The sequence below is a fragment of the Pseudomonas sp. LB1P83 genome (assembly GCF_054897885.1).
On the sequence record NZ_CM142709.1, the window covers coordinates 6584447 to 6607070 of the forward strand.

Below are 22624 nucleotides of genomic sequence, written 5' to 3' on the forward strand. Positions count from 1 at the left end.
TATGCGGGTTAGGTTAGTTTGCTCAGACATGATTTCGGTCCTGCAGCTGCTGGATAGAGTTATTAGGAGTGGCGAGAGCCTGGGCCACGACAAGTGCTTCAACGTCGGTCAAGTCACCCTGGGCTTGAGCCATGGTGGCCAATGATTCGAGGCGGATCCGAGCGTCGGGCGTCTTGCGCACCTGGTAGTCAAAAAGCGCGGTACCGACGATGCGGATGGCCATCAAGTGACGAGCCTCCTGCACGCCGCCGGCCGGTGATGTGATAGCCTTCGGGGCGCTGCTGCTTTGGTGCTGTGCTTGCATGGTGTTGCCCTCAGTGGTGGTTGGTGCCGAGGGGTTGCCTCCCCTCGACGCCTTTCTTCACCGGCGATCGCCGGCGCTGGATCTGGTGGTCAGGCTCAAGCCTTTCGCACCAGGTGAATTACCAAATCCTCAAACTCCCCGCCCTCATCCCAGGACTGCCATTCCAGAACGGCCTGAATCTGCGCATGTGTGCAGTCCAGGACGAGAATCTCCCGATGGCCACGGCTGGCTCGGACCTCTAACGCATCTACCAGCCCGCATAGGGCATACGCTTCGGCGAAGACCGTCCGGCTTTCATCTCCAAACTGCGCCATTACCGCATTCAGCCGGCGTATCTCTGCGATCGCGTTGTCTCGATCCTGATCGTTGATCACCTGAATTTGCATGGCGGCTACTCCCGGAAAATGAAGCAGCGCATGGTGGTAGGGATGTGGGCGGTTGGTGCCATGTCCTGCTGCCGCGCGCGGATCACGCTTTCCACTCGTTTCTGAGTGTCCAAACATTGATGAGCACGGCAGTCTTTGAGCAGGCGTCGCAGCACAGCGAGGTCCGGAATGCGCTGGCGGTGCTCCAGGGCGACTTCGGCGAACTGGTTGAGGTTGATGGCGATCACGCCTGCCTTTTTGCTGTGGTTGACCATCGGAGCAGATGGCAGCGATTCCAGATAATCAAACACCTGCCAGAACTCGTTCACTTCCTTCGGATCGGTGCTGATCGCCGCCTGGCGCTCGTTGGCCGCTTTCAGAAGGTATTTGCGACAGGCCTGGATCATGTGGTCTGGGATGGCGATGACAAGCTGCAGGCAGTCCAGCAGGGCCAGCATCATGCTGTGGTTCTTGATAACCCGATCGGATGCCAGGTTTCGGCTCGCCCAAAGCTCGGCGCGGTACTTGGGATACAGTTCGGCGAAGCGCTTGAGCACCAGAGGTTCGGCGCGCATTGCCTTCACCATGAAGTGGCTGACGTGTTCCAGTTCGGTCTGGACGATTGCATCAGCGGCTTTTCGGCTCACATCGGTGATCACCGGCTTGAGAAACGGTAACCGGACGATACGGCTGATGATCGCTTCGTGGCCGGTAACGATGGCGTTCTGAGCGATTACAATTGAAGCGCGAAACGGCGGCTCGTAGGTGTCGTTGCTGTTGGACTTAACGCCCCGGGTACGCAGGGTGCCGCCGCCATAGAAGTCCTTGAATTGGTCCCACTCGAAGGCCTTGGTATTGTCCTCGTTGGTGTTTCGGTCAGCCTCGAGGAGCACCAATGGCAGGTTGGCCACCTGACCCATCGCCCGGCTCAGCCCCGAGAAAGAGCTTTTGGCGGGGTCAAAACCCTCATAGCTCCGCCCGAACAGCTTCCAGATGAATTTGATCAGCGTGGTTTTGCCCGAGTCGGGCTCGCCTGACATCTCCAGGAACGGGAAGCTTTCATGCTCGGCCCTGATCTGCTCCGCGAACAGCGAGCCAAACCAGTAGGTGAGGGCCAGAATGCCGTTCTCGCCGAAGACGGTCCAAAGGTTCGGCAACCAGTCTTCGCGGTAGCCCTTGCTGTCCAAAGCCATCTTGAGCTTCACCGACTTCATGAGGCACTTGACGCGTTGTTTGCCGAATTCGAAATAGTCCTCGTCGTTGGCTTTGTAGATTGAACCGCCTTGAATGGCGACATCGTTGAAGATGTACGCCTTGTGATCGCGGCTGTAGCCCAGAAAGTCGATGGTTTCGACGGTTTTCAGGCCAAGGGTCTGCCGGACGATGATCTGATCCAGGTGTTTCTGAGTGCCCATCCATGTCCCACCAGAGAACATGAGTCGTGTCTTGAACTCACTGCTCGACGAAATTTGTTTGGGCGTGAATGTCCAGTTTTCACCATCATCCTGATCGACGCCGGTAACGTGAATGTAGAACCATGCTTCGTTGGTAACGTCGTTCACCTGTTTGTAAAGCGCTTCAAACCGGCAGTTGGCGAGCAACTTAAGGCTGCAAACGTTCTGCAACGCCTTGCGACGGGCTGCTTTGTCGTTGAGCTGCTGGTCTTCGTGGTCCTCGCTTGTGGCCAGTGATTTCTGTTCCTCCTCGAGCTTCGACAGATCGAACTTTGCCCAGTAAGTCTGGTTGCCGAAATTGAAGGCGAATTCTGGGAAACCTTCCTCCCAGGTGTAGATCAGCAGCGCCTTCTCTTTCGGCGAGGGAGCCAGCAGCAATTCGCCTTCATGACGCGCAGCATCAAGATCACGCTTTCGCTTGTCGTTGCGGGCCTTACCTTCTTCTTCGAACTGCCAGCGCTGGTGGAGGTCGTTCCAGTCGACTTTCTTATCCCGCTGCGGAATGAGCGCAGCCTTACAGGTGAAGCCCATCTCGCGTGCCTGTTTCACCCAGCGCAACAGGTAGCCACGTGCAGTTGGTTCGTTGTCCAGGCCCCAGACCAAAGTGGGAAGATTGCCCGGACGCTGGTCGAGCAGATGCTTCAAAGCTTCGATCGGGAAGTTCACGCTCGACATGGCTGACACCGCATCGACGGCGTTTTGCACCAAGGCGGTGGCGTCGAAGATGCCCTCGACAATCCACAGCTCTTTGACGGTGGCCAGGTCCACACTCGGCGGGCACCACCATTCACCCTGGGCGCTGTATTTGGGCTTGAAACGGGCCTTCATCTTGCCGAAGCGAGCAGGGCGATCGATCAGGCGTTCCCAGTAGCCACCGTTCGGAAGGGCGAATCGAATCGTGGCGCTGGACTCGTTCGTTTCGTGATTGACATAGTTCTCTTGGGTGAACCAACCAGTCATTTTCCCAGCGTTCAAGCCCCGGGCGAATTCCAAGTACGCACGGGCCGTAACGGTCGGGTCGTTGTCCGTTGCCGGCGCTCGCTTGCTCCAATCCTCGAACAGGTCCTCGTAGATTTCTTTGACGTGCTCGATATGACCACAGCGCTCCGGGCGACCACAGCGGATCTGCCAGGGCTTGTCGTGGCGGGCATACAGCTCTTTCTTGTTGCAGGCAGGGCAAACGCCGCCTCGCATGTAGTTCGTGCCTACACGCAACTTCAGGCCGAAGTCGTCTTCCAGCCGCCGAAGTACTTGGGTTCGGATGTCTTCATTCATCATGATTTTTTCGCTGCTTTAAGGCTGAGGCCGAGGCTTTGAGTAAGGGCGCCGATTAGGTGTTTCTGAGCGGCCATCACAGGGCTGTTGGCGAGGATCGATCCGTGTCGAAGGCCGTCGGGAATCAGGCGGTATTGGTCTGCGTACCATAGGTCATTGAGGTTGAGGCGGTATTGCTCGCGCAGGTTGGCCAAGAGCGCTTGAGCCTGATCGGGCGTCAGTTTTGCTTTGATGTTCATGGCGTTATCCATCGTCAAACCTCAATTTCGGGCGCAGCTCACCCAAACCCACGGGGGTGGGACAGGCGGGTTTATTGGTTGGGAGTTACGGTGCGGCTACGCGGAAACGACCGTTGTCCGGTGCGTTCAGAATGCGTTCGTAGATCAGGCTGACCGGTACGGCCCAGGCGTTGCCGGTGGCCGGATCGATGATGACGGTATGCGTCGACGTACTGCTGACGATGTCCAGGCGCTGCCGATCGCGGACGGCGGTCATATCGCTGCAGGCCAAATGCACAATTTTTTCAGCGGTCTGTGTCAGCACGTCGTAGTCGCTGACCAGGTGCTGTACGGCGCGGTCGAACAACTGCTGATCGTCGCCCAGGTGTTCACAGTGGTGACGCTCCAAAAACACAAGCGCTGCTGCTTTGAGCACGTCCTGATATTCCTGTACTGCAGGCAACTGAGTCATTTCGATCTCCCCGCTTTCGACGCGTGCAGTTGGATTACTGCCAGAACCTCGGCGTGCCTGGCTGCCAGGTGCAAGGTATCTGCATGAAGGATGGCTTCAGCCTCGGCGTCATTGATGATTCCGTCCTTCAGCGCCTCGGCAATGAGGTGGTCGACGGTCCCCTTTTTGGCGGCGGCGTGGACGCAGCGGGCGTACATCTCGACGTTGTCCAGCGAATCGGGCTCAGCGACGGGAACGAACATTCCGCTGTAAAGGGCTGCAATGTATTCGGGCAAAAAGTTCGTACCCGCCTCGAGCTCGAGCTGGTAGATCTGATCGTCTGTCAGCGGACGACTGCTGTTGTTCTCATAGGCGTGGTTGTCAAACTTCTTGAGTGATAGTCCGATTCGAGCTGCCGCACATTCGCGTCCGCCTGGGTAGGCGCAGATAATTGCGCTGACTACCTGGCGCCGAGTCTTTAGAACTGAGGTTTTCATGTTCTGCTTTTCCCTGTGGCCCGGTGCCATTACTGTTCAATCACGCCGTCTTTGATACCGAGTAACACGGCGGCGCGATGTGCCTCCCCACGGCGACCTTTTTTACGACCGTTTAGAAGGTCGCTGACCAAATTCTTATTCAGTGAATGAGTGCGGCAAAATTCCGCAATGCTCATGCCTTTGTGATCCAAGGCCTCACGGGCTTGCTCGGGTGTAAGGGTGGCGGGCATAGTGTTCGCTCGTGTGCGTTTGTGTGGATTCGTGTTCTACGGCGCTGATTATGACCAGTTTATTTGTCCTGTAAAGGGGCTAAAGTTTGAAAAAGTTGTCATCTAGTGAAATCTCGGAATTGAGTGCGGGCGAGTGTTTGCGCGAAGAAAGGAACCGATTGGGTTTGAAACAAGAGGAAATGGCCCAGATTGGCGGCGTAACTCGAAACACGCAGGGGAGCTATGAGCGGGATGAGCGCCGCCCGGACACCGGCTATTTGAAAGCCTTGCACGCTGTTGGCCTCGATGTTCTTTACGTAGTAACGGGGGTACGAACGCCCGCCCAGATTGGCGAGTTGACCGACGACGAAGAGGTGATGGTGACGCGTTACCGCACGCTTCCGCTCGATGACAAAAAATCTGTGCGTCGCTTCCTGCAGGCGATTGCTGATGACGTAGCGAAGAGCTCGAATTAAGCAGAAACAAAGCAAGTAATACATTCGTATCCCCCCCGTTCTAAAGCCGTTTGGCGCCCCGATAACGTTGATTCAGCAATGCACTTTATGGAGTAGTAAGCATGTTGGATCGCAGTAATTTGGAACGCGTGTACATCGGCGCCACTGAGCTTGAATGGCTTGTCCTGTCGAATCTCGAGCGCCGCTTGATCGCTTCTTACCGCCAGTTGACTGAACAGGATCGAAAGCAGCTACGTCGACTCACCGATGCGTTGGCGACGATCCCCGAGGAGTCGGTCAGCAGTTGATGCGGAACCTCTGAGCAGTCGTCCGGGTAAACGATCGCCGACGTCCAAAGTCGGCGGTTTGCACTTCATGCCACGGCCTGCGATCCCAATTGCTCAAATAGCTCGCGCTGTTTTGCCCTGGGCAAATCCCGCAATCGGTCGAACAACATCCTTTCGAATGACTGAGCCGATGGGCTCAAGGTGTGCGAAAACGTCAGATTCGCCACCCACGTGTGCCCGCACTTTGCGTCCAGGCATTGGCAGTAGAGCTTCGCAAAATCCAAGGAAAGCTCCTCTCTCGAAGCGATCCGTCCCTTGTGTCCGCACTTGCATATAACTCGCATTTTGTCCCTCCCCAGGGCAGCCAATCGCCACTATATTGCCACAATATGTAGTGGCAATCTCTTAGCTACGCACTGGATGTAGTGGAATCAACTGCTTCGTCTTGTTTCTTCCAGGTGAATCGCCTGTCTTCGCGAAGCGTGTCATTCAGCTGGTTGAACAGCTGACAGATCGGCCGGATCTCGTTGCTGGTGTAGACGCGATCGATCTTCTCAATGTCGCCAAAGCCGGCGCTGTTTTCCGGGATGATGCCCGCCAATGCCGGGTTCATGCGCCAGGCGGCAATCACGTCGTTGCGCGTGATGTTTTTCACCTTTTCCAGCTCGTCCTTCGCCTGAAAGTCACCCACCGGGATGATCTGGATCGCCTTCTCAGCGCCGCCCGGGATGTTTACGAACATCGAGCGGAAGTTACCCACGCCCTTGCTCGCGCTGATCTGATCGCGCAGGGACTCTTCGTCTTCCTCAGTCAGGTTCGGGTCGTTGGTGTAGAAGATGTAGCCGGCGTGCGCGCCGTTGCTGTAGTAGCGGCGGCGGAAGAGGGTAGCGGCTTCATTGAGCAGCAGTGCCTGCATGCCGCCCAGGTAATCGGGCACGCCGTAGATGTTCTGTTCCACGTCGTAGTTCATGACGTGCTCGACTTCGTGCTCTTCGAACTCAACCTCTTTGCCGTCCGGCAGTAGCATCACAAACCCGCCACCCACCTTGACCCGCATGTTGATCGTCGGCAGGTGATCCATCTGCAATACCTGGCCGAACGCATTACGGTTGCGCAGAAAGTAGGCTTCCCCGAACACCATGAAATCCAACCCGGCGCGGCTCATGGTCTGAACTGAACAGCCCTCAGACGCAATGAACTCACGCAGCAACAGGTTGCGCTTGAACCCGGGAATGGCGCCGTGGTGAGCGTTGGCGCGCAGCAGCTTGGCCAGGCCTTGGCGTGACACCGGCGGCGTGTAGGTTCGCCCGTCGTGGGTGGCGAAAACGCCCAGGTAATGCCCGATGTTCTCGGTCAGGACCTGTTCCGGTGCACCGAATGAGAACGCCCGCATCGGACCTGGTGCTGGTTTTTGCGGCTGGTTTTTTGCTGGTTTGCCCATGGGTACTTGGTCCGCTGAGTGTGTAGCGGCTGCGCCGCTGTTTGTTGGTGTTGAGGGGTTCGTGGGCCAGGGCGTGCATGATTGCCCAGGCGATATCGGCATGACCGGAGGCGTCGGTGCGCGATGCGCTGTAGGTGACTTGGCCACCGCCGGTGGTGCCACGCTTGATCGTCAGGAACGCCTGAGCGATATCGTTCCAGCCGGCATCCCACTCGATCCGGCTGCCCTGAATCGTGTCCTGTGCCTTGAGCACCAGGGTGTTTTTGGTTTCGAGGCTGTAATGGATCGAGGTTGCACGCGGGTAGAAATCGCGCACCAGGTCGAACACGCCGTATCCGATACCGGTGGTATCGATGCCAATGTGCTGCACGTTGAAGCGCTCGGTAAGTTTCTTGACCTGCTCGGCCTGATACTTGAACGACTGCCCACGCCAGCTGTGTTTCTCCAGAATCCGGAACTTGCCGCCGTCCTCGAGCGGCGGGGCGATGACCACGCAGCTGGCATCGTCGCGGGTGCGGCTCGGGTCGTAGCCAATCCACACCGGGCTGTTGCCGAATGGACGCGGGTCGTCAGGGTCGTAGTCGGTCCACAGCGACAAGTCGGAGTAGCAACGTTCGAGGTCGACCAGGGAAAAGGCGCTTTGCGTGCTGTCGATGAATTTGCACATGAACAGCTGCTGGAATTTGTCCTCGTCGTACTCCAGCTGCAGCTGCTCGAGGTCGAACAGATCGCAGCCGCCGGTAATGGCGTCGAGGATGGTGATGACCTTGCGCCATTGCCCGTCCGGACACAGCGTGCCAGCCGCGGCTTGGGCTTCACTGGGCCACGGATCCTTGGCGTTTTTGCGTTTGCTGTTGCGAAATTTCTCGCCGGTCCAGAACGGGTACGCCTGGTGCGACACGGCGCTGGGCGTTGAGAAATAGGTTTTGCGCCATTTCTTGTGGGTGGCCATGGCACTGGCCACGGTGTTCAGCTTCTCGAAATCGCGGATCCAGAAATATTCGTCAACATAGACGTGGCCATGGTGACCCTGGGCGGTGCTGCTGTTGGTACTGAGAAAGCGCAGCTCGGCCCACGGCTTGCCGTCTTTGCTCAGCACTATCGGGTTGCCGGTCAGCTCCAGGCCGAACCACTCTTGAGCGAACGACACGATATAGCTGCGGAAAATCTCGGACTGAGCGCGGCTGGCCGACAGAAAAATCTGGTTGTCGCCGGTCAGCACAGCATCCATGAATGCTTCGCCGGCGAAGTAATAGGTCAGGCCCACCTGGCGGCTTTTGAGGATGTTGCGGATCCGCGCTGTCAGCGGGTTCTGTTTGGCGGCGAACAGCTCCTTCTGGTAGCCGTACATTTTGCTGATGAACTTGTCGAGAAAGTCGACTTCCGTCAGCTCGCCCACTTCGTTTTTGGCATTCTTCTCGCGCTTCTTTCCGCCTTTTTCACCGCGTTCGCTTCGTTCCCGGCGCTCACCACGTTGACTATCTCTGCGCTGGCCGTCGTCCACCGGCGGCTCTCCGATCGGCGCCGGTACCGGTTTCGCCGACTGCTTCAGCAACCGCTCGCGAACGGTGGTCAATCGGTCGAGTTCGTCCAGGTCGGACTTGGTCAGCGACGTAGCTTTGTCAAGGAGGAGGGTGATTCGCCGGCCAACGGCGGTAAGCGGTTCTTCATCCGACAGCATGTCGTCCCATTCACCCTGGCGGATCCAGTAGTAAACGATCCGGATGTTGGGCAGGGACAGTTGCGCCTGAATTTCACGCGGCTTGCAGCGGCGTAAATAGAGGCGTTTAGCGGCTTCTTTAAGTTCGGGGGCGTATGGCATGACCGCAGTCTATGCGGCGAAAACGCTGGAAACGCGGGGTTAAAATCCGCGTTCCACCTAGATCGACGAAATAGGACTAACGCAAAAGTTAACCATTTGTTTGGTGGTCGGCCGGTGCATATCTTGGCGGCTCAAATCACCGATTGAGCGCAGTTATCGCCCATGCCCCGTTCCCTTGTTTCGTTCTGGAAACGTGTCGCCACCAGCGGCCCGACCGTAGATGGCCGCGAGATCCTTCCCCAGGAACTGCGTGATATCGCTGAGACCTACAAGCCATCTCTATACACCGCCGTGATCTGGTGCGACCACGAACGCTGGCCAGGTTCACACGGCACCGTCTTCGCGGTGCGCCTGGTAGAGGAGGGCGACGATCTGGTACCGGGTCAAATCGCCCTCGAGGCGCAGTTGAAGCCCAACAACAAATTGCTCTGGCTCAACGACCAGGGCGAGAAGCTGTTCTCCAGTATTGAGATCACCCCCAACTTCGCGAACACCGGCAAAGCTTACCTGACCGGTCTGGCTGTGACCGACGAACCGGCCAGCCTGGGCACTCAAGAACTCTACTTTTCGAAGAAGTCCGAGAAAGACTCTTACTTCGCCGCCTCCCATGAGCTCGGCCCTTTTCATGAACCTCAGCCACAAGGCGAGCTGGCCAAGCTGCTGGGCATGTTCACCGGGCTGTTCAAGCGCTTCGGTCTCGAAGAATCCCCCGCTGACCCGCAAACCCCCACCGAGAGCACACCCCCAATGGATGAAGCTACAGCCAAGGCCGCCAAGGCCCTGATCGAGCAATTGCTGATTGTGGCCGCTGGCCTGCAAGCGTTGATCGAACCCATCGTCACCGAAGAAGAGCCGGAGCAGGCCCCGATCGATGACGTACAGGCAGCGGTCGACGCGATCGTCACCACGGCCGAGGAAGAAAAAAACCTCAGCCGCCAGACGACCGGCAACAAGGCCGTGTTGGCCAGCGTTGCGCAACTGCAGAAGCAATTCACTGCGTTGCTGAACACTCCCCAAGGTCGCCAGCTGCCGCGCTCCACCGGCTCAGCCGACGCCAAGAAGCGGGTGCTCTGATATGAGCCAACAATCCCTTTCCAATCGCGCCCTGCTGCAGTATTCCGCGCTGTGCCTGGCCATCGCCGAAACCTACAGCGTCGACGTGACCCGCCAGTTCAACGTCGAGCCCAGCATCGCCCAGGAATTGAACGACAAGATCACCGAACGCGCCGATTTCCTCGAGCGCATCAACGTCGTACCGGTCACTGAAATCAAGGGCCAGAAGGTTATGTTCGGTGTGAATGGTCCTGTGACCAGCCGCACCAACACCAAGACCACCGACCGCGAAGCCAAAGACGTTTCCGACCTCAACGGTTTGGGTTACGAGCTGTTTGCCACGGAGTCCGACGTCGGGCTGCCGTTCGCCAAGATCGACAGCTGGGCCAAGTTTCCGGACTTCGCCGATCGCTACTCGGCGGCCGTGCAAAAGCAGATTGCCCTCGATCGCATCATGATCGGCTGGCACGGCGTTGCGGCTGCACCACAGACCAATCTGGCCACCAGCCCGATGCTGCAGGACGTCAACAAAGGTTGGCTGCAGTTGGCCCGCGAACAGATTCCTGAGCAGGTGCTGCAGGAAGGTGCGGTCGCCGGGAAGATCACCCTCGGTGCCGGCGGCGACTACGAAAACCTCGACGCCCTGGTGCACGACACCAAGCAGATGATCAGTTCCGTGTTCCGCGATGGTGGTGACCTGGTGGCGATCGTCGGCAGTGACCTGTTAGCCGCCGACAAGGCCAAGTTGTATTCCAACCAGGCGGGCAAGCCCACCGAGAAAGAACGCATCGAAAGCGCCCAGGTCATTGCGACCTATGGCGGTTTGCCAACCTTCACCGTGCCGCATTTCCCGGTCAACGCTGTGGTCGTCACCAGCTGGGACAACCTGTCGATCTACTTCCAGGACAGCAGCTGGCGTCGTCACCTGCTCGAGAACCCGAAACGCTCCCGCGTCGAGGATTACAACGGCCGGAACGAAGGCTACGTGATCGAGCAGCTGGAGAAATTTGCGGCCGCTGAAAACGTGGAGTTGATCTGATGAGCCTGGCACTGGCGCACAAGCGTCGCGTTCAAGCCGAAGGCCCTGCAGCCGCTGCACGCGCCGGTGCCGAAGCGGTGGTGTATTCATCCGCCACCGCGCTGTCCAGCCCCGCCAACGCCAAGAAACACCTGAAGCTGATGGAAGACGCGTTGGCGCAGGACCTGGAGCGCGTCAGCGCGATCAACAGCCGCGAGCTGCGTCAGCAGCTCAAGCGTGACGAGCTGCTGCCCAAGTACCTGGACTATGTGCAGCGCTACCGCGATTCCGGATTGAGTTTCCCGAACTCGGTGGTGATGCAGGTCCTGGTCTGGCTGTTCGACACGGTGCAATTCGAAGCGGGTCTGGACCTGGCTGACTTCGCAATTGAGCAAAACCAGCCGATGCCTGAGCGCTTCAAGCGCGATGTGCCGACCTTTGTCGCCGATGCGGTGATCGAGTGGGCCGAGGCCGAGCAGAAGGCCGGTCGCAGTCCGGAACCGTATGTATCCGACCTGCTGCCGCGTGTCGATGGCGAATGGGAGCTCACTGAACAGATCCCGGCCAAGTACCACAAGTTGCTTGGGATCCGCGCCCTGGACGCCAGGGAGTGGACGAAGGCCATCACGCACTTTGAACGCGCCACTGAGCTGCACGCCGGTGTTGGTGTGGGCACTCGCCTGGAGGGCGCTCGCAAGGCCCTGGCAAAAGAACTGGCTACCCAAGCCGCCGAATAACCCGACTACCCCCCCGGCGAGAAACTGTGGATGTGAGCCAACCATTTATGGCCCTGACCCACTGAAACAGTTTTCCCGCCCCTATTCGAGTGCCCAGCAATGAGCTTTTCCGGGAAACCCACGACCTTTGTGGAACAAGCGATCGAGAACGACGGCTTCTGGCCGGACCTCTCCGTTACCGAGTTCCAGAAGGGTTACCGCCTGCCGGCGGAGTACCTGGTAGACATGCTGGTCACTGACCTAAGCACGGCGATGACCGAGGTCAATCGCGACCTGGCCAGGCGCAAAAGCCAATGGCAGAACGTGGGCGTCACCACCGTGGAATCTGCGGACACTACAGTGCTGCCCGAGCGCACATTTCACGTAGCGACGTATAAGCGTGCTGTGTACTGCCGCGCCAAGGCCAGCCTGCTGACCCAGTTCGCCACCGTGACCCGCCGCGAAAGCGCGGAAAACACCGCGAAAGAACTGCCGGAGCGCGGCGAGACGTTTCTGGAGTTCAGCCAGCAGGCCGTCCGCTCCCTGCAGGGCCGTGGCCGCATTACGGCGGCGCTGCTGTGATCAAACTGCGCGCCTTGACCACCTACCTGATCGAGCGCCAGCTGGTGGCGACTGAACAGCTAGACAGCTGGACCGACCAGGTGAATCTCGAACTGATCTGGAAGCCCGACGTCGGCGGCATGCGGATGGGTGATATGCGCTACAGCGCCACGGTCGCCCTGGAGCGTTTCGCCGATCACCCGGGGCGCTTGATGGCGTTGGTGGGCAGCTGGCTCGAGAGCAACGACCAGGACCGCGACGATCTGCCGGCGGCGAAGTTCGACATCACCATGCTCGACAACGACCTGGCCGACGTGGACATCACCCTCGAGTTCATCGAGCCCCAGTATCTGGCCGAGGATCCTGCCGGCGAGATCCTGGCGTTCGGTAAGACCTGGTCATTCGTGCCGTTTGACCTGTGGGTCGCTGAACACGGTGAGGTGTCCAGCCATGGCCGGTCGTAGCACCTTCGAGCTTGATGCCCGTGGCTACCTGGGCGTGCGTGAGCAACTGGCTCTGCTGAGCCTGCCGCCGCAACTGCGCCGCCGTCTGTTGAACAATGTGACCAAGCGCGTGCGGACGATGAGCCACAAGCGTGTGCGTGACCAGCAGAACCTGGACGGCACGCCTTTCGCCGAGCGCAAGGGTTCGGGCAAGGGCAAAAAGAAGATGGAAGCGGGCCTGGCCAAGCTGATGTTGGTCACTCGCGTCAGTCCCGATGAAGCCGAACTGGGCTGGCGTAACGCCCTGACCAGTTGGGTCGCGGCGCAGCAACACAACGGCGTGAGCGAGCGCCGCACGGCTGCTCAGATGAAGCGCTGGAACAATGTTCCCGCCGGTCTGGCTGCCACCGACAAGCAGGCCAAGCGCCTGCGTCGCCTGGGCTTCAAGGTTCGCCAGGAAGGCAAAAAAGCCCTGACCCGGCCGTCCGTGGCCTGGATTCAAGAACACGTGAACTACGCCAAGGCGGGGCTGCTGATCCGCATCTTGGACGATGAAAAGACCGAGAGCAGCGGCGCGCAGAGCTGGGATATCACCTTGCCCAAGCGCCAGTTCATCGGCGTCAGCACCGAACGAGACACTGGCTTGCTGCTGAACCAGGTGCTCCAACAAATCCTTAATTCTCCCCGCTAGCGAGGCACTGCATGGCACTCGGCAAAGTCAGCGTAAACAATCTCAATCTGGGCCAAGGTGCCGTGACTGAGATCGAACGCTATTTCCTTTTCATCGGCACCGGCGCGAAGAACGTCGGCCAGCTACTCGCCCTGAACACCGACAGCGACCTCGACGGCGCCCTGGGCATTCCGGCAAGTGACCTGAAAACCCAGATCACCGCCGCACGCCTCAATGGTGGCGATCGTTGGGCGTGCCTGGCCGCTCCGATCGCTGCAGACGGCGAGTGGTCCGAAGCCCTGGAAAAAGCCCAGCAGCAAGGGTTTTCCGTCGAGGCGGTGGTGATCACCAAGCCGGTGACCGCCGGTGCGCAGTTGTCTGCCATGCACGACGCGGCTGTGGCACTGAACAACACCCACGGCCGCCGCGCTTTCGTCATGGCGGCGAGTGCCGGCATCACCGCCCTGCAGACCTGGGCGGAATACCTGCTCGAGCAGAAGGTAATCACCACCGGTTTGGCCGCGCCGCGTGTCCTGGTTGTGCCGCAGCTGCACGGTAACGACCTGGGCGTACTGGCGGGCCGCTTGGCCAACGCCGCAGTGAGCATTGCCGACAGCCCCATGCGGGTAGCGTCCGGCGCAGTACTTGGCCTGGGCCCCGTTCCCGTCGACAAGGAAGCCGTGCCGCTGCCGTCCGCGATCCGCGCCGAGCTGGATACCGCTCGTTTCTCGGTGTCGCAGACCTACCCCGATTACCCGGGCGTGTTCTGGGGCGACGGCAACATGCTCGATGCACCGGCGAGTGACTTCCAGGTGGTCGAGTACTTGCGCCTAGCCGACAAGGCTGCCCGTCAGGTTCGTCCGCTGCTGATCCGTCGCGTCGGCGATCGCCGCCTGAACAACACGCCCAACAGCATGGCCGCCGCGATCAGCGCTTTCATGAAACCGCTGCGTCAGATGGCCAAGTCCACCACGTTCGCCGGCCAGGTGTTCCCGGGTGAGATCGAATCGCCCCAGGACGGCGACATCGTCCTGGTGTGGCACAGCAAAACCAAGGTCGAGATCTACATCAAGATCCGGCCGCTCAACTGCCCGAAAGACCTGACGGCCAACATCGCCCTCGACCTTTCCAACGACGATCTGGAGTAAGCCCCTATGGCAGCGCGTATTGGCGGCAAGAACTTCGACGTGAACCTGGGCGACCTGCAGGTACACGTCGACAACATCACCCTCGACATCACCGACAACACCGCCGTGGCACAGAGCAAAGGCGTGCCCAACGGGCACGTCGACGGCGACGTCTCGGCCAGCGGCGAGATGGAATTCGACACCAGCAACTTCAATTTGCTGATCGAGTCCGCCCGATCGGCTGGCAGCTTTCGCAAGCTGGAGCCGTTCGACGTGGTGTTCTTCGCTGCCGCCGGCGATGAGGAGCTGCGCGTCGAGGCCTTCAGCTGCAAGTTGAAGGTGTCCAGCCTGCTGGCCATCGATCCCAAGGGCGGCGAGAAATCCAAACACAAGGTGCCGTTCGACGTCACCAGCCCGGATTTCATCCGCATCAACGGCGTCCCTTACCTGGACGCTACCGAGATTGAGGGCCTGCGCTGATGGTGTGCCCGTTCGACCGTGCCCAGGCGCTGGAGCAACGCCAGCGTGACCAGGCGATCGCGGCCCAGCTCGCCCAGGTGCGCCCGATCGGGCCAAGCCGGACCCACTGCCTGGACTGCGAAAACCCGATTCCCGAGAAGCGCCGTGCCCTGGGCGGAAAAGTCCGCTGCACGCCCTGCGAGTCTCTTTCCGAGCAAGGACAACGCCGATGAGCCTCATCACCTGGCCGCACTTCGCCGCGGCTGAACTGCGCTGCAAATGCGGCAAATGCAACAGCACCGGCGCCGAAATGGATCCGGCGTTCATGGCCGAGCTGGTGACCCTGCGTCAGCAGTTTGGTCGGCCGATGGCGCTGAGCAGCGCCTACCGCTGCCCGAAGCACCCGGTGGAAGTGAACAAGCCTGCACCAGGTGAACACTGCACCGGCCTGGCCGTTGACGTGCGCTGCCGTGGCGAAGACGCCGTGGAGATCTTGCGCCTGGCGATGAACCTGAAGTTCACCCGCTTCGGCATCAGCCAGCGCGGCAACTCTCGTTTCCTTCACCTGGGCATGGCGCCGGCCGGTGGCCGCTTCCCCAGCCCTGCGATCTGGAGCTACTGAATGTCTCGACTGTTGATTGTTGCCATGTTCACCGCTGTCGCCCTGGTCGGCTGCGCCTTCAGCGAAACGCACACGGTCGTGGCACGCAGCGCTTCCACGTTGGTGGCGTTGTACTGCAAAGCCCCGGAAACGGGCCGCGTGCTGTTGCGTGCGCAGATCGCCAATGACACCGCACCGAACAAGATCCGCGTGGAGTGCGCCGCCGATGCCCTTTAAAACCTCGCTGGTCGTGAAGGCGGTGATGGGCACCAAGCAGTGGCAGTTGGTCCGGCCGCTGATGTACCTGACGATCCGCAACCAGTGGGTGACGGTGCCGCAGTGCTACCGCACCGACCTGGCCAGCGTACCCCGGCCGGTCTGGTGGCTGATCCCGCGTGACGATGAGTGCGCCCGCCGGCCTTCGGTGGTGCACGACTTCATCTACACCAATGCCACCGACCGATTCACCAAGGCCGAGGCCGACCAGGTGTTTTACGACGCCCTGCTCGAGGAGGGCATGCCCAAGCCGCTGGCCTGGCTGATGTACGCCGCCGTCCGGATTGGCGGCCGTGGCAACTGGAGCGCATGAAATGGAGCTTTCATCCATGACCGTGAGCGTACTGCTGATGCTGACCGAGCTGGTCCTGACCGGTGTCGCGGGCTTTCAGGTGTACCTCTTTAAACAGATCAGCGCGGCCCGCCGTGAACACCTCGAGTTTCGCATCGAGGTCGCTGAGCGATACGTCCGGGCCGAGCACATCGATAAGGCCATGGAAAAGCTGGAAGACCGGCTGGAAAACCGGCTGCAGCACCTTTTTAACCAACCACCACAACGGAAAAGATCATGAGCGAAACACGCGATATCACCCTGGAAGTCGGCGACAAAGAATTCACTTTCACCCTGACGCCCCAGGACGTGACCAAGTACTTCAACAGCCTGACCCAGAACAACAAGGTCGCCCCGGCCAATAACCTGCTGGTCAACACCGTCAAGCAGGAAGAGCGGGCCAGGCTGAAAGAGCTGCTGGGCAACCCGGTGATGGTGATGCAACTCGCCGGCGCACTGGTCGAGGAGTACGGCCCGGACGTTGAAGTCATCGTAAAAAAGCCCTCGAGCACGCTGAGCGCCTGAAAGAAGACGGGCTAGGCCAGCTATTGGCCCTTTCCGGTCGCTGGTTTCCTGGTGAAGCGCCCACACCCGAGGTGATGGGCACCGCCAAGTGGCTGGAGGACGAATATTGGCACCGCATGGGGATCGCCGTTGCCAACGGCATCGCCCAGGCATTGAACGGATAAACACGCATGGCTGACCGCGCTGCCCGCCTGGCCTTCATTTTGAGTCTGACCGACAAGGTCACCGCGCCCCTGGGCAAAGTGAAAATGGGGTTCTCCGACCTTGCCGAGAAGAGCGAAAAGAACATCAAGACGATGGGCATGGGGCTGGGCGGCATGATCGGCGCCGGCGCGGCCATTACCCAATCGTTGGCCCCGGCCTTGGAGATGAACCGCGCCCTGGGCGAGGTCCGATCGCTGGGCGTGGCCGAAGACGCGCTGAACGCGCTGAATCGCAAATCCCTAGAGTTCTCCGTGGCCTACGGTGAAAACGCCCGGGATTTCGTCGCGTCGGCGTACAGCATCGAAGGCGCAATCAAGGGGCTCACCGGGGACCAGTTGGCCACGTTCACAAACACCAGCAACCTGCTGGCCAAGGCGACCAAGGGCGACGCCGAAACCATGGGCGCCTATGTGGGCACCATGTACAACCTGTTCAAGGGCCAGGCCGACGCCATGGGCAAAGCCGAGTGGGTTGAAAAACTCGGTGGCCAGACGGCGCTGGCAGTGAAGCTGTTTCGCACCGACGGCGCCCAGCTCAAAGACGCATTCAAGGAAGTCGGCTCGATCGCTACCACTTTCGGCGTCGATCTGGCTGAGCAGTTCGCGGTGATCGGCTCGCTGAGCAGCACCATGGAAGGCGGGGACGCCGGCGGGATCTACAAGGCGTTTTTCGAAAACATCGGCGCCGCCTCGGAAAAGCTGGGGATGAAATTCACCGGCCAGAACGGCAAGTTGCTGCCGATGATGGACATCCTCAGCAAGCTCGAGGGCAAATTCGGCGACCTAAACAGCGCAGACGCCGGCGCGAAATTGATCGAGGCCTTCGGCGGTGAAGGTGCCCGCGTCATCACCGCGTTGACCAAGGACACCGATCGTCTGCGCAACGGCATGGATCAACTGGGCAAGGTTCGCGGCCTGGAAAACGCCGAGAACATGGCCAAGGCCATGGTCGATCCGTGGCAGCAGTTCGCCGCCGCCGTCGAGGCGCTGCGCGTGGTATTTGGCCAGGTGCTGATCCCGATCCTGACCCCGCTGATGAACAAGCTGGTGGCGATCGGCGCCACGCTGACCCGCTGGACGAACTTGTTCCCGAACATCGCCCGGGTGATCGGCATCGTCACGCTGACCGTCTTCGGGATCATCTTCGCGATGTCCGCGCTGACCATGGTGATCGGCATCAGCCGCATGACCTGGCTCGGGCTGGTGACGGTCTGGAAGGTGGTGCAGCTGCTGAACCTGCGCACCATCGCCGGCTTCGTGCTGCAGAAGCTGGCCATCTTGGCCTACCTGTCCATTCTGACGCTGTTCGGTGCGGCCATGCTGGTCGTTCGCGGCGTCATGTTGGCCTGGCAGGCCGCTATTTGGCTGGTCAACGTGGCCCTGACGGCCAACCCGATCGGGGTCGTCGTGATGGGCATCGCCGCGCTGGTCGCCCTGGTCGCGGTGGCCATCTATTACTGGGACGAATGGACTGCCGCCCTGATGAACAGCGAGGCCTTTAAGTGGGTCAGCGAGCAATTCAAGGTGCTGTCCGACTGGTTCGGTTCCATGGGGGGCTGGTCGAGCATGGCCAAGGGCGCGTGGGACAGCATCGTCAGCGTGTTCTACAAGGCGATCAACAGCCTGATCGAAATGATCAACAGCATCCCCGGCGTGAACATCGAAGCGCGTTTTGGCGGCATGCCGGAAGTACCAGGTGCTGACGCGGCCGTGAACGCGGCCAGTTCGGCCAGCGCCGCGCAAGCCACCCAGCAATCCATCAACGCGGCGATCCCGAGCTTATCCCCGACGCGCGCCTCGGCCGTGCCCCCGGGCGGCTTGCTGAGCAGCATTCAGAACACCACCAGCAGCCAGAACAAGGGCACCCATGTGGAGAACATGACCATTCAGAACAACAAGCCTATGACCCCGCTGGAGATGGAAAACATGATGAGCATGGCGGTCGGCGGATGAGTGAATACATCGATTTGCTGATCGTCGACAACGACCTGGTGCTCGATCCGTCGCGTCAACCGGTGCTCATCGATGACCGGGCCAGCATCGCCCAGGACATCGCGCACATGATCCGCGACAGCGGCCTGCTGGTGACCTTGGTCGCCGAGCGCAATAGCCTGAAACAGCGCGACTGCGTCCAGCAGCTGGAGCTGCTGGTGGAGGCGGACGAACGTCTGGTACCGGGAACGGCACTAATCACACAGCTTGAACCCGGGCAGTACCTGGTGACGGCGAAAACCATGAAGTTCGGCACGATCGAGGTAACGGTGTGAGCGACGTAGATTTCAAGCAGGCACTGGCGGACGCCGGCATTCCGACCACGGAAGAGGGCTTGCGCCAGGCGTGGGAAGCCGAGGTGGTTGCCCAGGGCAGCAAACTGAGCAACACCAGCACCTGGTCACCGTTCTGGCGCGTTGTCACCGCACTGGTGACCAAGCCAGTGATGTGGATCCTCGACTTCTTTATTGCCACGGTGCTGCCGAACTTCTTCGTCAAAACTGCTGTGGATGCCTGGCTGGATATGTTGGCCTGGGGCGTGAATGTCGAGCGCAAGGGCGCAACCAAGGCCCAGGGCTTTTTGCTGTTCACCCGGGTCGCCGCCGGCGGCGCCCTCGAGGTTGCCAAGGGCACGGTGGTGCAGTCGGCCGCGATCAATGGCCACGTGTACCAGATGGTGACGACGGCGATCGGCACGTTCACCGATGGCGCCATGCAGCTGCAGATCCCGGTCGAAGCGGTGGACGTCGGCAGTGGCTTTAACCTGGCGCCGGGGTACTACGCCGTATTGCCGGTGCCGATCCCGGGCATTGCCCAGGTGGCCAACGCCGACGGTTGGTTGACCACGCCCGGGGCGGACAAGGAACCCAACGACGAGCTGCGCCTGCGCGTGCGCAACCAGTTTTCCGCGGTCAACCAATGGCACACCGACGCGGTGTATCGGGCGATGATTTCGGCCTTCCCGGGCGTGCGTCCGGACGGCGTGTATTTCGAGCACGGGGCCCCACGTGGCCCGGGCAGCGCCAACGCCTTTGTGCTGTTCGATGCGGACGTGCCGGCGGCGACGTACCTGGAGCAAATCAACGCGCACATTCGTGACCTCGGCAACCATGGCCACGGCGATGACATGCTGGTCATGGTCATGCCCGAAACCCTGCACGCGCTTCACGTCACGATTTGGCCCCGTTCGACATTGACCACTGCTCAGCGCGAAACCCTATTGGAAGAAGTCGCGCTGTTCATCCGTGCGGCCTTTCGTGAGAGCACGACCAAAGACTACCAGCCGACACTGACCTTTCCGCAGTCGCGCTTTTCCTTCAGCCGCCTCGGCGAAGAACTCCATCAGAAGTTTCCGGGCATCGAGTCGCTGCACTTCGACAACGACGACATCCTCTCGGAACTGAACATCCCCAGGATTCAGAGTCTGCAGGTGCTGCCCAATGATTAAGCTCAGCCTGCGCTTCTGGCTTGGCGGTGCCGAGCTGACAAAGCTCACCGCTGCCGCGCAGTCCTGGTGGGAAAAAGTCGAGGGCTGGCTGCGCTGGCCGCTGATGCAGCTCGATGCCGACAACTGCCACCTAGTGGTGCTCGATCTGCTGGCCTGGCAGCGCGACATCTCTCGCTTCAAGGATGAGCCGGAGGCGCTTTACCGGCTGCGCGTGAAATACGCCTTTATCAACGCGGTGGACGCCGGCAGCACTGCCGGCATGAAACGCATCCTGCAGCGCCTCGGCGTCGGTTATGTCGAGATCGAGGAGCGCATGCCCGATCGGGATTGGGACGTGGTGCTGCTTCGCTTTTCCGACACCCAGCTTTCGCAAAACCCGGAACTGTTGCGGGTGCTGATTCAGCAATATGGCCGCACCTGCCGCCGTTATGACTTCGTGACCATCACACCGGTGCCGTTTCGCATCGCGTTGGTCGACTTCAACGATGACCAGCAGACGCTGGTTGCCAGCCTTTAGGAGCCCCCATGGGAGCCAGTATTACCCTTGCGGGTGAAAGCCTGATCGCCGCGAAACATGCCGCCCAGCTGGGCCTTGATGTGGCGCGCTTCATCTTTGCCAACGTCCCCGGCCTTGACCCCGGCGGCCCTGTCGATCGGACTGCGCCGAAACCGGCAGCCGGCCAGATCGTCTACGTCTATGACATCCCCGACGAAAACGCCGGCTATGTGAATCCCAACCAGGTCGTGTACAGCGCCCAGATCGGTTCCGATGTCGGCGACTGGGATTTCAACTGGATCGGCCTCGAGTCGGCCGAAGGTGTGCTGTTCGCCGTGGCCTACGTGCCGTTGCAGATAAAGCGGCGCAACATCCCGCCACTGCAGATCGGCAACAACCTGACGCGCAACTTCCTGGTGGTGTTCGACGGTGCCCAAGCACTGACGGGCATCAGCATTGATGCCAGCACCTGGCAGCATGACTTTACCGTGCGCCTGGCCGGCATCGATGAGCGTGAACGCCTGAGCAACCGAGACATTTTTGGCCGTGCGTGTTTCTTCGGCAGTTCGCTGCAGCTGGAGAAAGTCGGCGGCGTGTATCAACTCAAACCCGGCACCTCCTATGTGGAGGGCATTCGCCTGGTGCGCTCGGCCGCGCTGGCGGTGGTGCCGCCGGCATTTCCCACCACGGCCTGGCTGGACGTCTGCCTGCAGCGCGAGTTGAGCGATGTTGCGGCCACCTGGACGGTCGTTTTCGGGCCCGACAAGGCGGACTACACCGATAGCGCCGGCGCACGGCACTACTGCGTGGCGATCGCGGACCTGCCGAACGCCGCCACCGTGACCGATCGCCGTTCAGTGGAACCGATCACCGGGCCGCTGGTGACGCAGTTTGCCGCTCGCATTGGTGACTATCCCGATTTAAGGGCGCGGGCGACCACCAAGGACGACGTCGACCTGGGCAATTTGCCGAACGCCAAGACCGATGATCCAACTATCAACGATAGTGAGATTCTGGCCACCGCCAAAATGGTCGCGGCAGCGATCGCCCTGGTCACGGCAGACACTGGTGTTGAACAAGGCTTCTACGATCGTGTCCTGGTGAACAAGCGTGGTCTGGTCACGTCAGCTACACGCCAAAAAGTCACGACGCTTTCCGCCAATACGGTGCTGACCGCAGACCACCGGGGCATTGTGAACATTGATGGGGGCGCTGCTCAGCGAACCGTCACGTTGCCGTCGTCAGTCAGCGTCGGCGTGATTGATATTCTGGTGAGGCGTCTGGACAACAGCGGCAACCTGGTGATCGTCAACACCCAGGCGGGGGACAAGATCCGGTTTCACATGCATTTGAACGGTGTTGGTTATCCGCATTTGCTGTTGATGGGCGGCGGTGACTGGTGGCACCTGCGTTCAGACGGCAATGGCGGCTGGTTGCCGATTGCCAGGCTCGATCCAACACCCTTGGGTGCCTTGATCACATCTACCTCGACACCGATTCAACCAGGTGGCTACGGCATTCCTAACGGAACACTACAGGTTCGCGCAAATTTGCCTTGGCTTTACGATCACGCCGCCGCATCCGGAATGATGACTTCCGAGGCCAACTGGCCCAGCTACCAAAGTTACTTTTCCGCCGGCGACGGCGCTAACACCTTTCGATTGCTCGATGTGCGCGGCATGTTCTTCCGGACGGCCGACGAAGGCCGGGGGCTGGATCCGGGCCGAGCGGCGGCATCTTTGCAGGGATACAACACCAACTCCGCGACGGGTCAGTTGGCAGGCTCGCTAACTGGCACGGTCAACTTGGCAAACGGCCCATACGTATCCGGCTCCATCGTTGCCATCGCCGGCCCCATGGTTGGTAACGCCGGCGAAACGCGGCCTTCCAACCTTGCTTATCCCCGTCGCCTTAAGCTGATTTGAGAG

General features: G+C 60.2%; 32 protein-coding genes. 22 read left to right on the forward strand and 10 right to left on the reverse strand.

Annotated features, from left to right (window positions below; genetic code table 11):
• Nucleotides 1–22: 22 nt before the first annotated feature.
• The 7 genes from ACYZTY_RS30275 to ACYZTY_RS30305 all read right to left on the reverse strand — a co-directional run bounded on the left by ACYZTY_RS30275 (nucleotide 23) and on the right by ACYZTY_RS30305 (nucleotide 4794).
• Complete coding sequence (locus ACYZTY_RS30275) at nucleotides 23–304, reverse strand: hypothetical protein (protein WP_461956681.1); 282 nt, start codon at nucleotides 302–304, stop codon at nucleotides 23–25.
• Nucleotides 305–399: 95 nt separating this feature from the next.
• Nucleotides 400–690 (reverse strand): hypothetical protein, encoded by a 291-nt coding sequence (locus ACYZTY_RS30280; RefSeq protein ID WP_461956682.1) that lies wholly within the window; start codon nucleotides 688–690, stop codon nucleotides 400–402.
• Between the two features lie 5 nt (nucleotides 691–695).
• Nucleotides 696–3398: a toprim domain-containing protein gene (locus ACYZTY_RS30285; RefSeq protein ID WP_461959418.1), complete on the reverse strand. Its 2703-nt coding sequence runs from the start codon at nucleotides 3396–3398 to the stop codon at nucleotides 696–698.
• The gene (locus ACYZTY_RS30290) at nucleotides 3398–3649 is read right to left on the reverse strand and encodes a hypothetical protein (RefSeq protein WP_461956683.1); all 252 of its coding nucleotides are present in this window, start codon (nucleotides 3647–3649) and stop codon (nucleotides 3398–3400) included. Before ACYZTY_RS30290 ends, ACYZTY_RS30285 begins: the two co-directional genes overlap by 1 nt.
• A gap of 73 nt (nucleotides 3650–3722) precedes the next feature.
• Entirely contained in the window at nucleotides 3723–4088 is a 366-nt protein-coding gene (locus ACYZTY_RS30295; protein ID WP_461956684.1) for a hypothetical protein, read from the reverse strand.
• On the reverse strand, nucleotides 4085–4564 hold the full coding sequence (locus ACYZTY_RS30300; protein ID WP_461956685.1) for a YmfL family putative regulatory protein: 480 nt from the start codon (nucleotides 4562–4564) through the stop codon (nucleotides 4085–4087). The genes ACYZTY_RS30295 and ACYZTY_RS30300 overlap by 4 nt, the downstream gene beginning before the upstream one ends.
• 29 nt (nucleotides 4565–4593) lie before the next feature.
• Nucleotides 4594–4794, reverse strand: coding sequence for a DNA-binding protein (locus ACYZTY_RS30305; protein ID WP_461956686.1), 201 nt, complete (start codon nucleotides 4792–4794; stop codon nucleotides 4594–4596).
• Between the two features lie 86 nt (nucleotides 4795–4880).
• On the opposite strand from ACYZTY_RS30305, the gene ACYZTY_RS30310 reads away from it, so the two are divergent.
• Both ACYZTY_RS30310 and ACYZTY_RS30315 read left to right on the forward strand, forming a co-directional pair.
• On the forward strand, nucleotides 4881–5249 hold the full coding sequence (locus tag ACYZTY_RS30310) for a helix-turn-helix domain-containing protein (protein WP_461956687.1): 369 nt from the start codon (nucleotides 4881–4883) through the stop codon (nucleotides 5247–5249).
• Between the two features lie 101 nt (nucleotides 5250–5350).
• Nucleotides 5351–5536, forward strand: coding sequence for a hypothetical protein (locus ACYZTY_RS30315; RefSeq protein ID WP_461956688.1), 186 nt, complete (start codon nucleotides 5351–5353; stop codon nucleotides 5534–5536).
• A gap of 65 nt (nucleotides 5537–5601) precedes the next feature.
• Here ACYZTY_RS30315 and ACYZTY_RS30320 read toward each other — a convergent pair whose 3' ends face one another.
• The 3 genes from ACYZTY_RS30320 to ACYZTY_RS30330 all read right to left on the reverse strand — a co-directional run bounded on the left by ACYZTY_RS30320 (nucleotide 5602) and on the right by ACYZTY_RS30330 (nucleotide 8778).
• A complete protein-coding gene (locus tag ACYZTY_RS30320; RefSeq protein ID WP_461956689.1) occupies nucleotides 5602–5859 on the reverse strand; it encodes an Ogr/Delta-like zinc finger protein in 258 nt (85 codons plus the stop codon).
• A 65-nt stretch (nucleotides 5860–5924) separates the two neighbouring features.
• Nucleotides 5925–6803 (reverse strand): phage portal protein, encoded by an 879-nt coding sequence (locus ACYZTY_RS30325; RefSeq protein ID WP_461956690.1) that lies wholly within the window; start codon nucleotides 6801–6803, stop codon nucleotides 5925–5927.
• Entirely contained in the window at nucleotides 6715–8778 is a 2064-nt protein-coding gene (locus ACYZTY_RS30330; RefSeq protein ID WP_461956691.1) for a terminase large subunit domain-containing protein, read from the reverse strand. The genes ACYZTY_RS30325 and ACYZTY_RS30330 overlap by 89 nt, the downstream gene beginning before the upstream one ends.
• A gap of 162 nt (nucleotides 8779–8940) precedes the next feature.
• Between ACYZTY_RS30330 and ACYZTY_RS30335 the strand changes: the two genes are divergently transcribed.
• The 20 genes from ACYZTY_RS30335 to ACYZTY_RS30430 all read left to right on the forward strand — a co-directional run bounded on the left by ACYZTY_RS30335 (nucleotide 8941) and on the right by ACYZTY_RS30430 (nucleotide 22621).
• A complete protein-coding gene (locus ACYZTY_RS30335; protein WP_461956692.1) occupies nucleotides 8941–9852 on the forward strand; it encodes a GPO family capsid scaffolding protein in 912 nt (303 codons plus the stop codon).
• Nucleotide 9853: 1 nt separating this feature from the next.
• Complete coding sequence (locus tag ACYZTY_RS30340) at nucleotides 9854–10870, forward strand: phage major capsid protein, P2 family (protein ID WP_461956693.1); 1017 nt, start codon at nucleotides 9854–9856, stop codon at nucleotides 10868–10870.
• Nucleotides 10870–11586 (forward strand): phage terminase small subunit, encoded by a 717-nt coding sequence (gpM, locus tag ACYZTY_RS30345; protein ID WP_461956694.1) that lies wholly within the window; start codon nucleotides 10870–10872, stop codon nucleotides 11584–11586. The genes ACYZTY_RS30340 and gpM overlap by 1 nt, the downstream gene beginning before the upstream one ends.
• 99 nt (nucleotides 11587–11685) lie before the next feature.
• Nucleotides 11686–12147 carry a head completion/stabilization protein gene (locus ACYZTY_RS30350; protein WP_461956695.1) on the forward strand — a complete coding sequence of 154 codons (462 nt, stop codon included), beginning with the start codon at nucleotides 11686–11688 and terminating at the stop codon, nucleotides 12145–12147.
• Nucleotides 12144–12590: a phage tail protein gene (locus tag ACYZTY_RS30355; RefSeq protein WP_461956696.1), complete on the forward strand. Its 447-nt coding sequence runs from the start codon at nucleotides 12144–12146 to the stop codon at nucleotides 12588–12590. The genes ACYZTY_RS30350 and ACYZTY_RS30355 overlap by 4 nt, the downstream gene beginning before the upstream one ends.
• A complete protein-coding gene (locus tag ACYZTY_RS30360) occupies nucleotides 12577–13260 on the forward strand; it encodes a virion morphogenesis protein (protein WP_461956697.1) in 684 nt (227 codons plus the stop codon). Before ACYZTY_RS30355 ends, ACYZTY_RS30360 begins: the two co-directional genes overlap by 14 nt.
• Nucleotides 13261–13271: 11 nt before the next feature.
• Nucleotides 13272–14387 (forward strand): DUF2586 domain-containing protein, encoded by a 1116-nt coding sequence (locus ACYZTY_RS30365; protein ID WP_461956698.1) that lies wholly within the window; start codon nucleotides 13272–13274, stop codon nucleotides 14385–14387.
• Nucleotides 14388–14393: 6 nt separating this feature from the next.
• The gene (locus ACYZTY_RS30370) at nucleotides 14394–14846 is read left to right on the forward strand and encodes a phage protein (RefSeq protein WP_461956699.1); all 453 of its coding nucleotides are present in this window, start codon (nucleotides 14394–14396) and stop codon (nucleotides 14844–14846) included.
• Nucleotides 14846–15058, forward strand: coding sequence for a TraR/DksA C4-type zinc finger protein (locus tag ACYZTY_RS30375; RefSeq protein ID WP_008042241.1), 213 nt, complete (start codon nucleotides 14846–14848; stop codon nucleotides 15056–15058). Before ACYZTY_RS30370 ends, ACYZTY_RS30375 begins: the two co-directional genes overlap by 1 nt.
• Complete coding sequence (locus ACYZTY_RS30380; RefSeq protein WP_461956700.1) at nucleotides 15055–15447, forward strand: D-Ala-D-Ala carboxypeptidase family metallohydrolase; 393 nt, start codon at nucleotides 15055–15057, stop codon at nucleotides 15445–15447. The genes ACYZTY_RS30375 and ACYZTY_RS30380 overlap by 4 nt, the downstream gene beginning before the upstream one ends.
• A complete protein-coding gene (locus ACYZTY_RS30385) occupies nucleotides 15448–15663 on the forward strand; it encodes a hypothetical protein (protein WP_461956701.1) in 216 nt (71 codons plus the stop codon).
• Nucleotides 15653–16015 carry a DUF1353 domain-containing protein gene (locus tag ACYZTY_RS30390; RefSeq protein WP_461956702.1) on the forward strand — a complete coding sequence of 121 codons (363 nt, stop codon included), beginning with the start codon at nucleotides 15653–15655 and terminating at the stop codon, nucleotides 16013–16015. The genes ACYZTY_RS30385 and ACYZTY_RS30390 overlap by 11 nt, the downstream gene beginning before the upstream one ends.
• Nucleotides 16016–16031: 16 nt before the next feature.
• Entirely contained in the window at nucleotides 16032–16274 is a 243-nt protein-coding gene (locus ACYZTY_RS30395; protein ID WP_461956703.1) for a hypothetical protein, read from the forward strand.
• Nucleotides 16271–16558 (forward strand): putative phage tail assembly chaperone, encoded by a 288-nt coding sequence (locus ACYZTY_RS30400; protein WP_401360219.1) that lies wholly within the window; start codon nucleotides 16271–16273, stop codon nucleotides 16556–16558. The genes ACYZTY_RS30395 and ACYZTY_RS30400 overlap by 4 nt, the downstream gene beginning before the upstream one ends.
• A gap of 23 nt (nucleotides 16559–16581) precedes the next feature.
• Nucleotides 16582–16722: a DUF6890 family protein gene (locus tag ACYZTY_RS30405; RefSeq protein WP_191650616.1), complete on the forward strand. Its 141-nt coding sequence runs from the start codon at nucleotides 16582–16584 to the stop codon at nucleotides 16720–16722.
• A gap of 6 nt (nucleotides 16723–16728) precedes the next feature.
• Entirely contained in the window at nucleotides 16729–18714 is a 1986-nt protein-coding gene (locus ACYZTY_RS30410; RefSeq protein ID WP_461956704.1) for a phage tail tape measure protein, read from the forward strand.
• Nucleotides 18711–19028, forward strand: coding sequence for a DUF2590 family protein (locus ACYZTY_RS30415; RefSeq protein ID WP_461956705.1), 318 nt, complete (start codon nucleotides 18711–18713; stop codon nucleotides 19026–19028). The genes ACYZTY_RS30410 and ACYZTY_RS30415 overlap by 4 nt, the downstream gene beginning before the upstream one ends.
• On the forward strand, nucleotides 19025–20200 hold the full coding sequence (locus ACYZTY_RS30420) for a baseplate J/gp47 family protein (RefSeq protein ID WP_461956706.1): 1176 nt from the start codon (nucleotides 19025–19027) through the stop codon (nucleotides 20198–20200). Before ACYZTY_RS30415 ends, ACYZTY_RS30420 begins: the two co-directional genes overlap by 4 nt.
• The gene (locus tag ACYZTY_RS30425; RefSeq protein ID WP_461956707.1) at nucleotides 20193–20717 is read left to right on the forward strand and encodes a phage tail protein; all 525 of its coding nucleotides are present in this window, start codon (nucleotides 20193–20195) and stop codon (nucleotides 20715–20717) included. The genes ACYZTY_RS30420 and ACYZTY_RS30425 overlap by 8 nt, the downstream gene beginning before the upstream one ends.
• An 8-nt stretch (nucleotides 20718–20725) precedes the next feature.
• The gene (locus tag ACYZTY_RS30430) at nucleotides 20726–22621 is read left to right on the forward strand and encodes a phage tail-collar fiber domain-containing protein (RefSeq protein ID WP_461956708.1); all 1896 of its coding nucleotides are present in this window, start codon (nucleotides 20726–20728) and stop codon (nucleotides 22619–22621) included.
• Nucleotides 22622–22624 lie beyond the last annotated feature (3 nt).

Excerpts from the sequence above, each read along its gene's own strand:
- ACYZTY_RS30275 (WP_461956681.1), bottom strand. The coding sequence starts at position 304 with ATGCAAGCACAGCACCAAAGCAGCAGCGCCCCGAAGGCTATCACATCA.
- ACYZTY_RS30280 (WP_461956682.1), bottom strand. The coding sequence starts at position 690 with ATGCAAATTCAGGTGATCAACGATCAGGATCGAGACAACGCGATCGCA.
- ACYZTY_RS30285 (WP_461959418.1), bottom strand. The coding sequence starts at position 3,398 with ATGAATGAAGACATCCGAACCCAAGTACTTCGGCGGCTGGAAGACGAC.
- ACYZTY_RS30290 (WP_461956683.1), bottom strand. The coding sequence starts at position 3,649 with ATGGATAACGCCATGAACATCAAAGCAAAACTGACGCCCGATCAGGCT.
- ACYZTY_RS30295 (WP_461956684.1), bottom strand. The coding sequence starts at position 4,088 with ATGACTCAGTTGCCTGCAGTACAGGAATATCAGGACGTGCTCAAAGCA.
- ACYZTY_RS30300 (WP_461956685.1), bottom strand. The coding sequence starts at position 4,564 with ATGAAAACCTCAGTTCTAAAGACTCGGCGCCAGGTAGTCAGCGCAATT.
- ACYZTY_RS30305 (WP_461956686.1), bottom strand. The coding sequence starts at position 4,794 with ATGCCCGCCACCCTTACACCCGAGCAAGCCCGTGAGGCCTTGGATCAC.
- ACYZTY_RS30315 (WP_461956688.1), top strand. The coding sequence starts at position 5,351 with ATGTTGGATCGCAGTAATTTGGAACGCGTGTACATCGGCGCCACTGAG.
- ACYZTY_RS30320 (WP_461956689.1), bottom strand. The coding sequence starts at position 5,859 with ATGCGAGTTATATGCAAGTGCGGACACAAGGGACGGATCGCTTCGAGA.
- ACYZTY_RS30330 (WP_461956691.1), bottom strand. The coding sequence starts at position 8,778 with ATGCCATACGCCCCCGAACTTAAAGAAGCCGCTAAACGCCTCTATTTA.
- ACYZTY_RS30335 (WP_461956692.1), top strand. The coding sequence starts at position 8,941 with ATGCCCCGTTCCCTTGTTTCGTTCTGGAAACGTGTCGCCACCAGCGGC.
- ACYZTY_RS30340 (WP_461956693.1), top strand. The coding sequence starts at position 9,854 with ATGAGCCAACAATCCCTTTCCAATCGCGCCCTGCTGCAGTATTCCGCG.
- gpM (WP_461956694.1), top strand. The coding sequence starts at position 10,870 with ATGAGCCTGGCACTGGCGCACAAGCGTCGCGTTCAAGCCGAAGGCCCT.
- ACYZTY_RS30350 (WP_461956695.1), top strand. The coding sequence starts at position 11,686 with ATGAGCTTTTCCGGGAAACCCACGACCTTTGTGGAACAAGCGATCGAG.
- ACYZTY_RS30360 (WP_461956697.1), top strand. The coding sequence starts at position 12,577 with ATGGCCGGTCGTAGCACCTTCGAGCTTGATGCCCGTGGCTACCTGGGC.
- ACYZTY_RS30365 (WP_461956698.1), top strand. The coding sequence starts at position 13,272 with ATGGCACTCGGCAAAGTCAGCGTAAACAATCTCAATCTGGGCCAAGGT.
- ACYZTY_RS30370 (WP_461956699.1), top strand. The coding sequence starts at position 14,394 with ATGGCAGCGCGTATTGGCGGCAAGAACTTCGACGTGAACCTGGGCGAC.
- ACYZTY_RS30375 (WP_008042241.1), top strand. The coding sequence starts at position 14,846 with ATGGTGTGCCCGTTCGACCGTGCCCAGGCGCTGGAGCAACGCCAGCGT.
- ACYZTY_RS30380 (WP_461956700.1), top strand. The coding sequence starts at position 15,055 with ATGAGCCTCATCACCTGGCCGCACTTCGCCGCGGCTGAACTGCGCTGC.
- ACYZTY_RS30385 (WP_461956701.1), top strand. The coding sequence starts at position 15,448 with ATGTCTCGACTGTTGATTGTTGCCATGTTCACCGCTGTCGCCCTGGTC.
- ACYZTY_RS30390 (WP_461956702.1), top strand. The coding sequence starts at position 15,653 with ATGCCCTTTAAAACCTCGCTGGTCGTGAAGGCGGTGATGGGCACCAAG.
- ACYZTY_RS30395 (WP_461956703.1), top strand. The coding sequence starts at position 16,032 with ATGACCGTGAGCGTACTGCTGATGCTGACCGAGCTGGTCCTGACCGGT.
- ACYZTY_RS30400 (WP_401360219.1), top strand. The coding sequence starts at position 16,271 with ATGAGCGAAACACGCGATATCACCCTGGAAGTCGGCGACAAAGAATTC.
- ACYZTY_RS30410 (WP_461956704.1), top strand. The coding sequence starts at position 16,729 with ATGGCTGACCGCGCTGCCCGCCTGGCCTTCATTTTGAGTCTGACCGAC.
- ACYZTY_RS30415 (WP_461956705.1), top strand. The coding sequence starts at position 18,711 with ATGAGTGAATACATCGATTTGCTGATCGTCGACAACGACCTGGTGCTC.
- ACYZTY_RS30425 (WP_461956707.1), top strand. The coding sequence starts at position 20,193 with ATGATTAAGCTCAGCCTGCGCTTCTGGCTTGGCGGTGCCGAGCTGACA.
- ACYZTY_RS30430 (WP_461956708.1), top strand. The coding sequence starts at position 20,726 with ATGGGAGCCAGTATTACCCTTGCGGGTGAAAGCCTGATCGCCGCGAAA.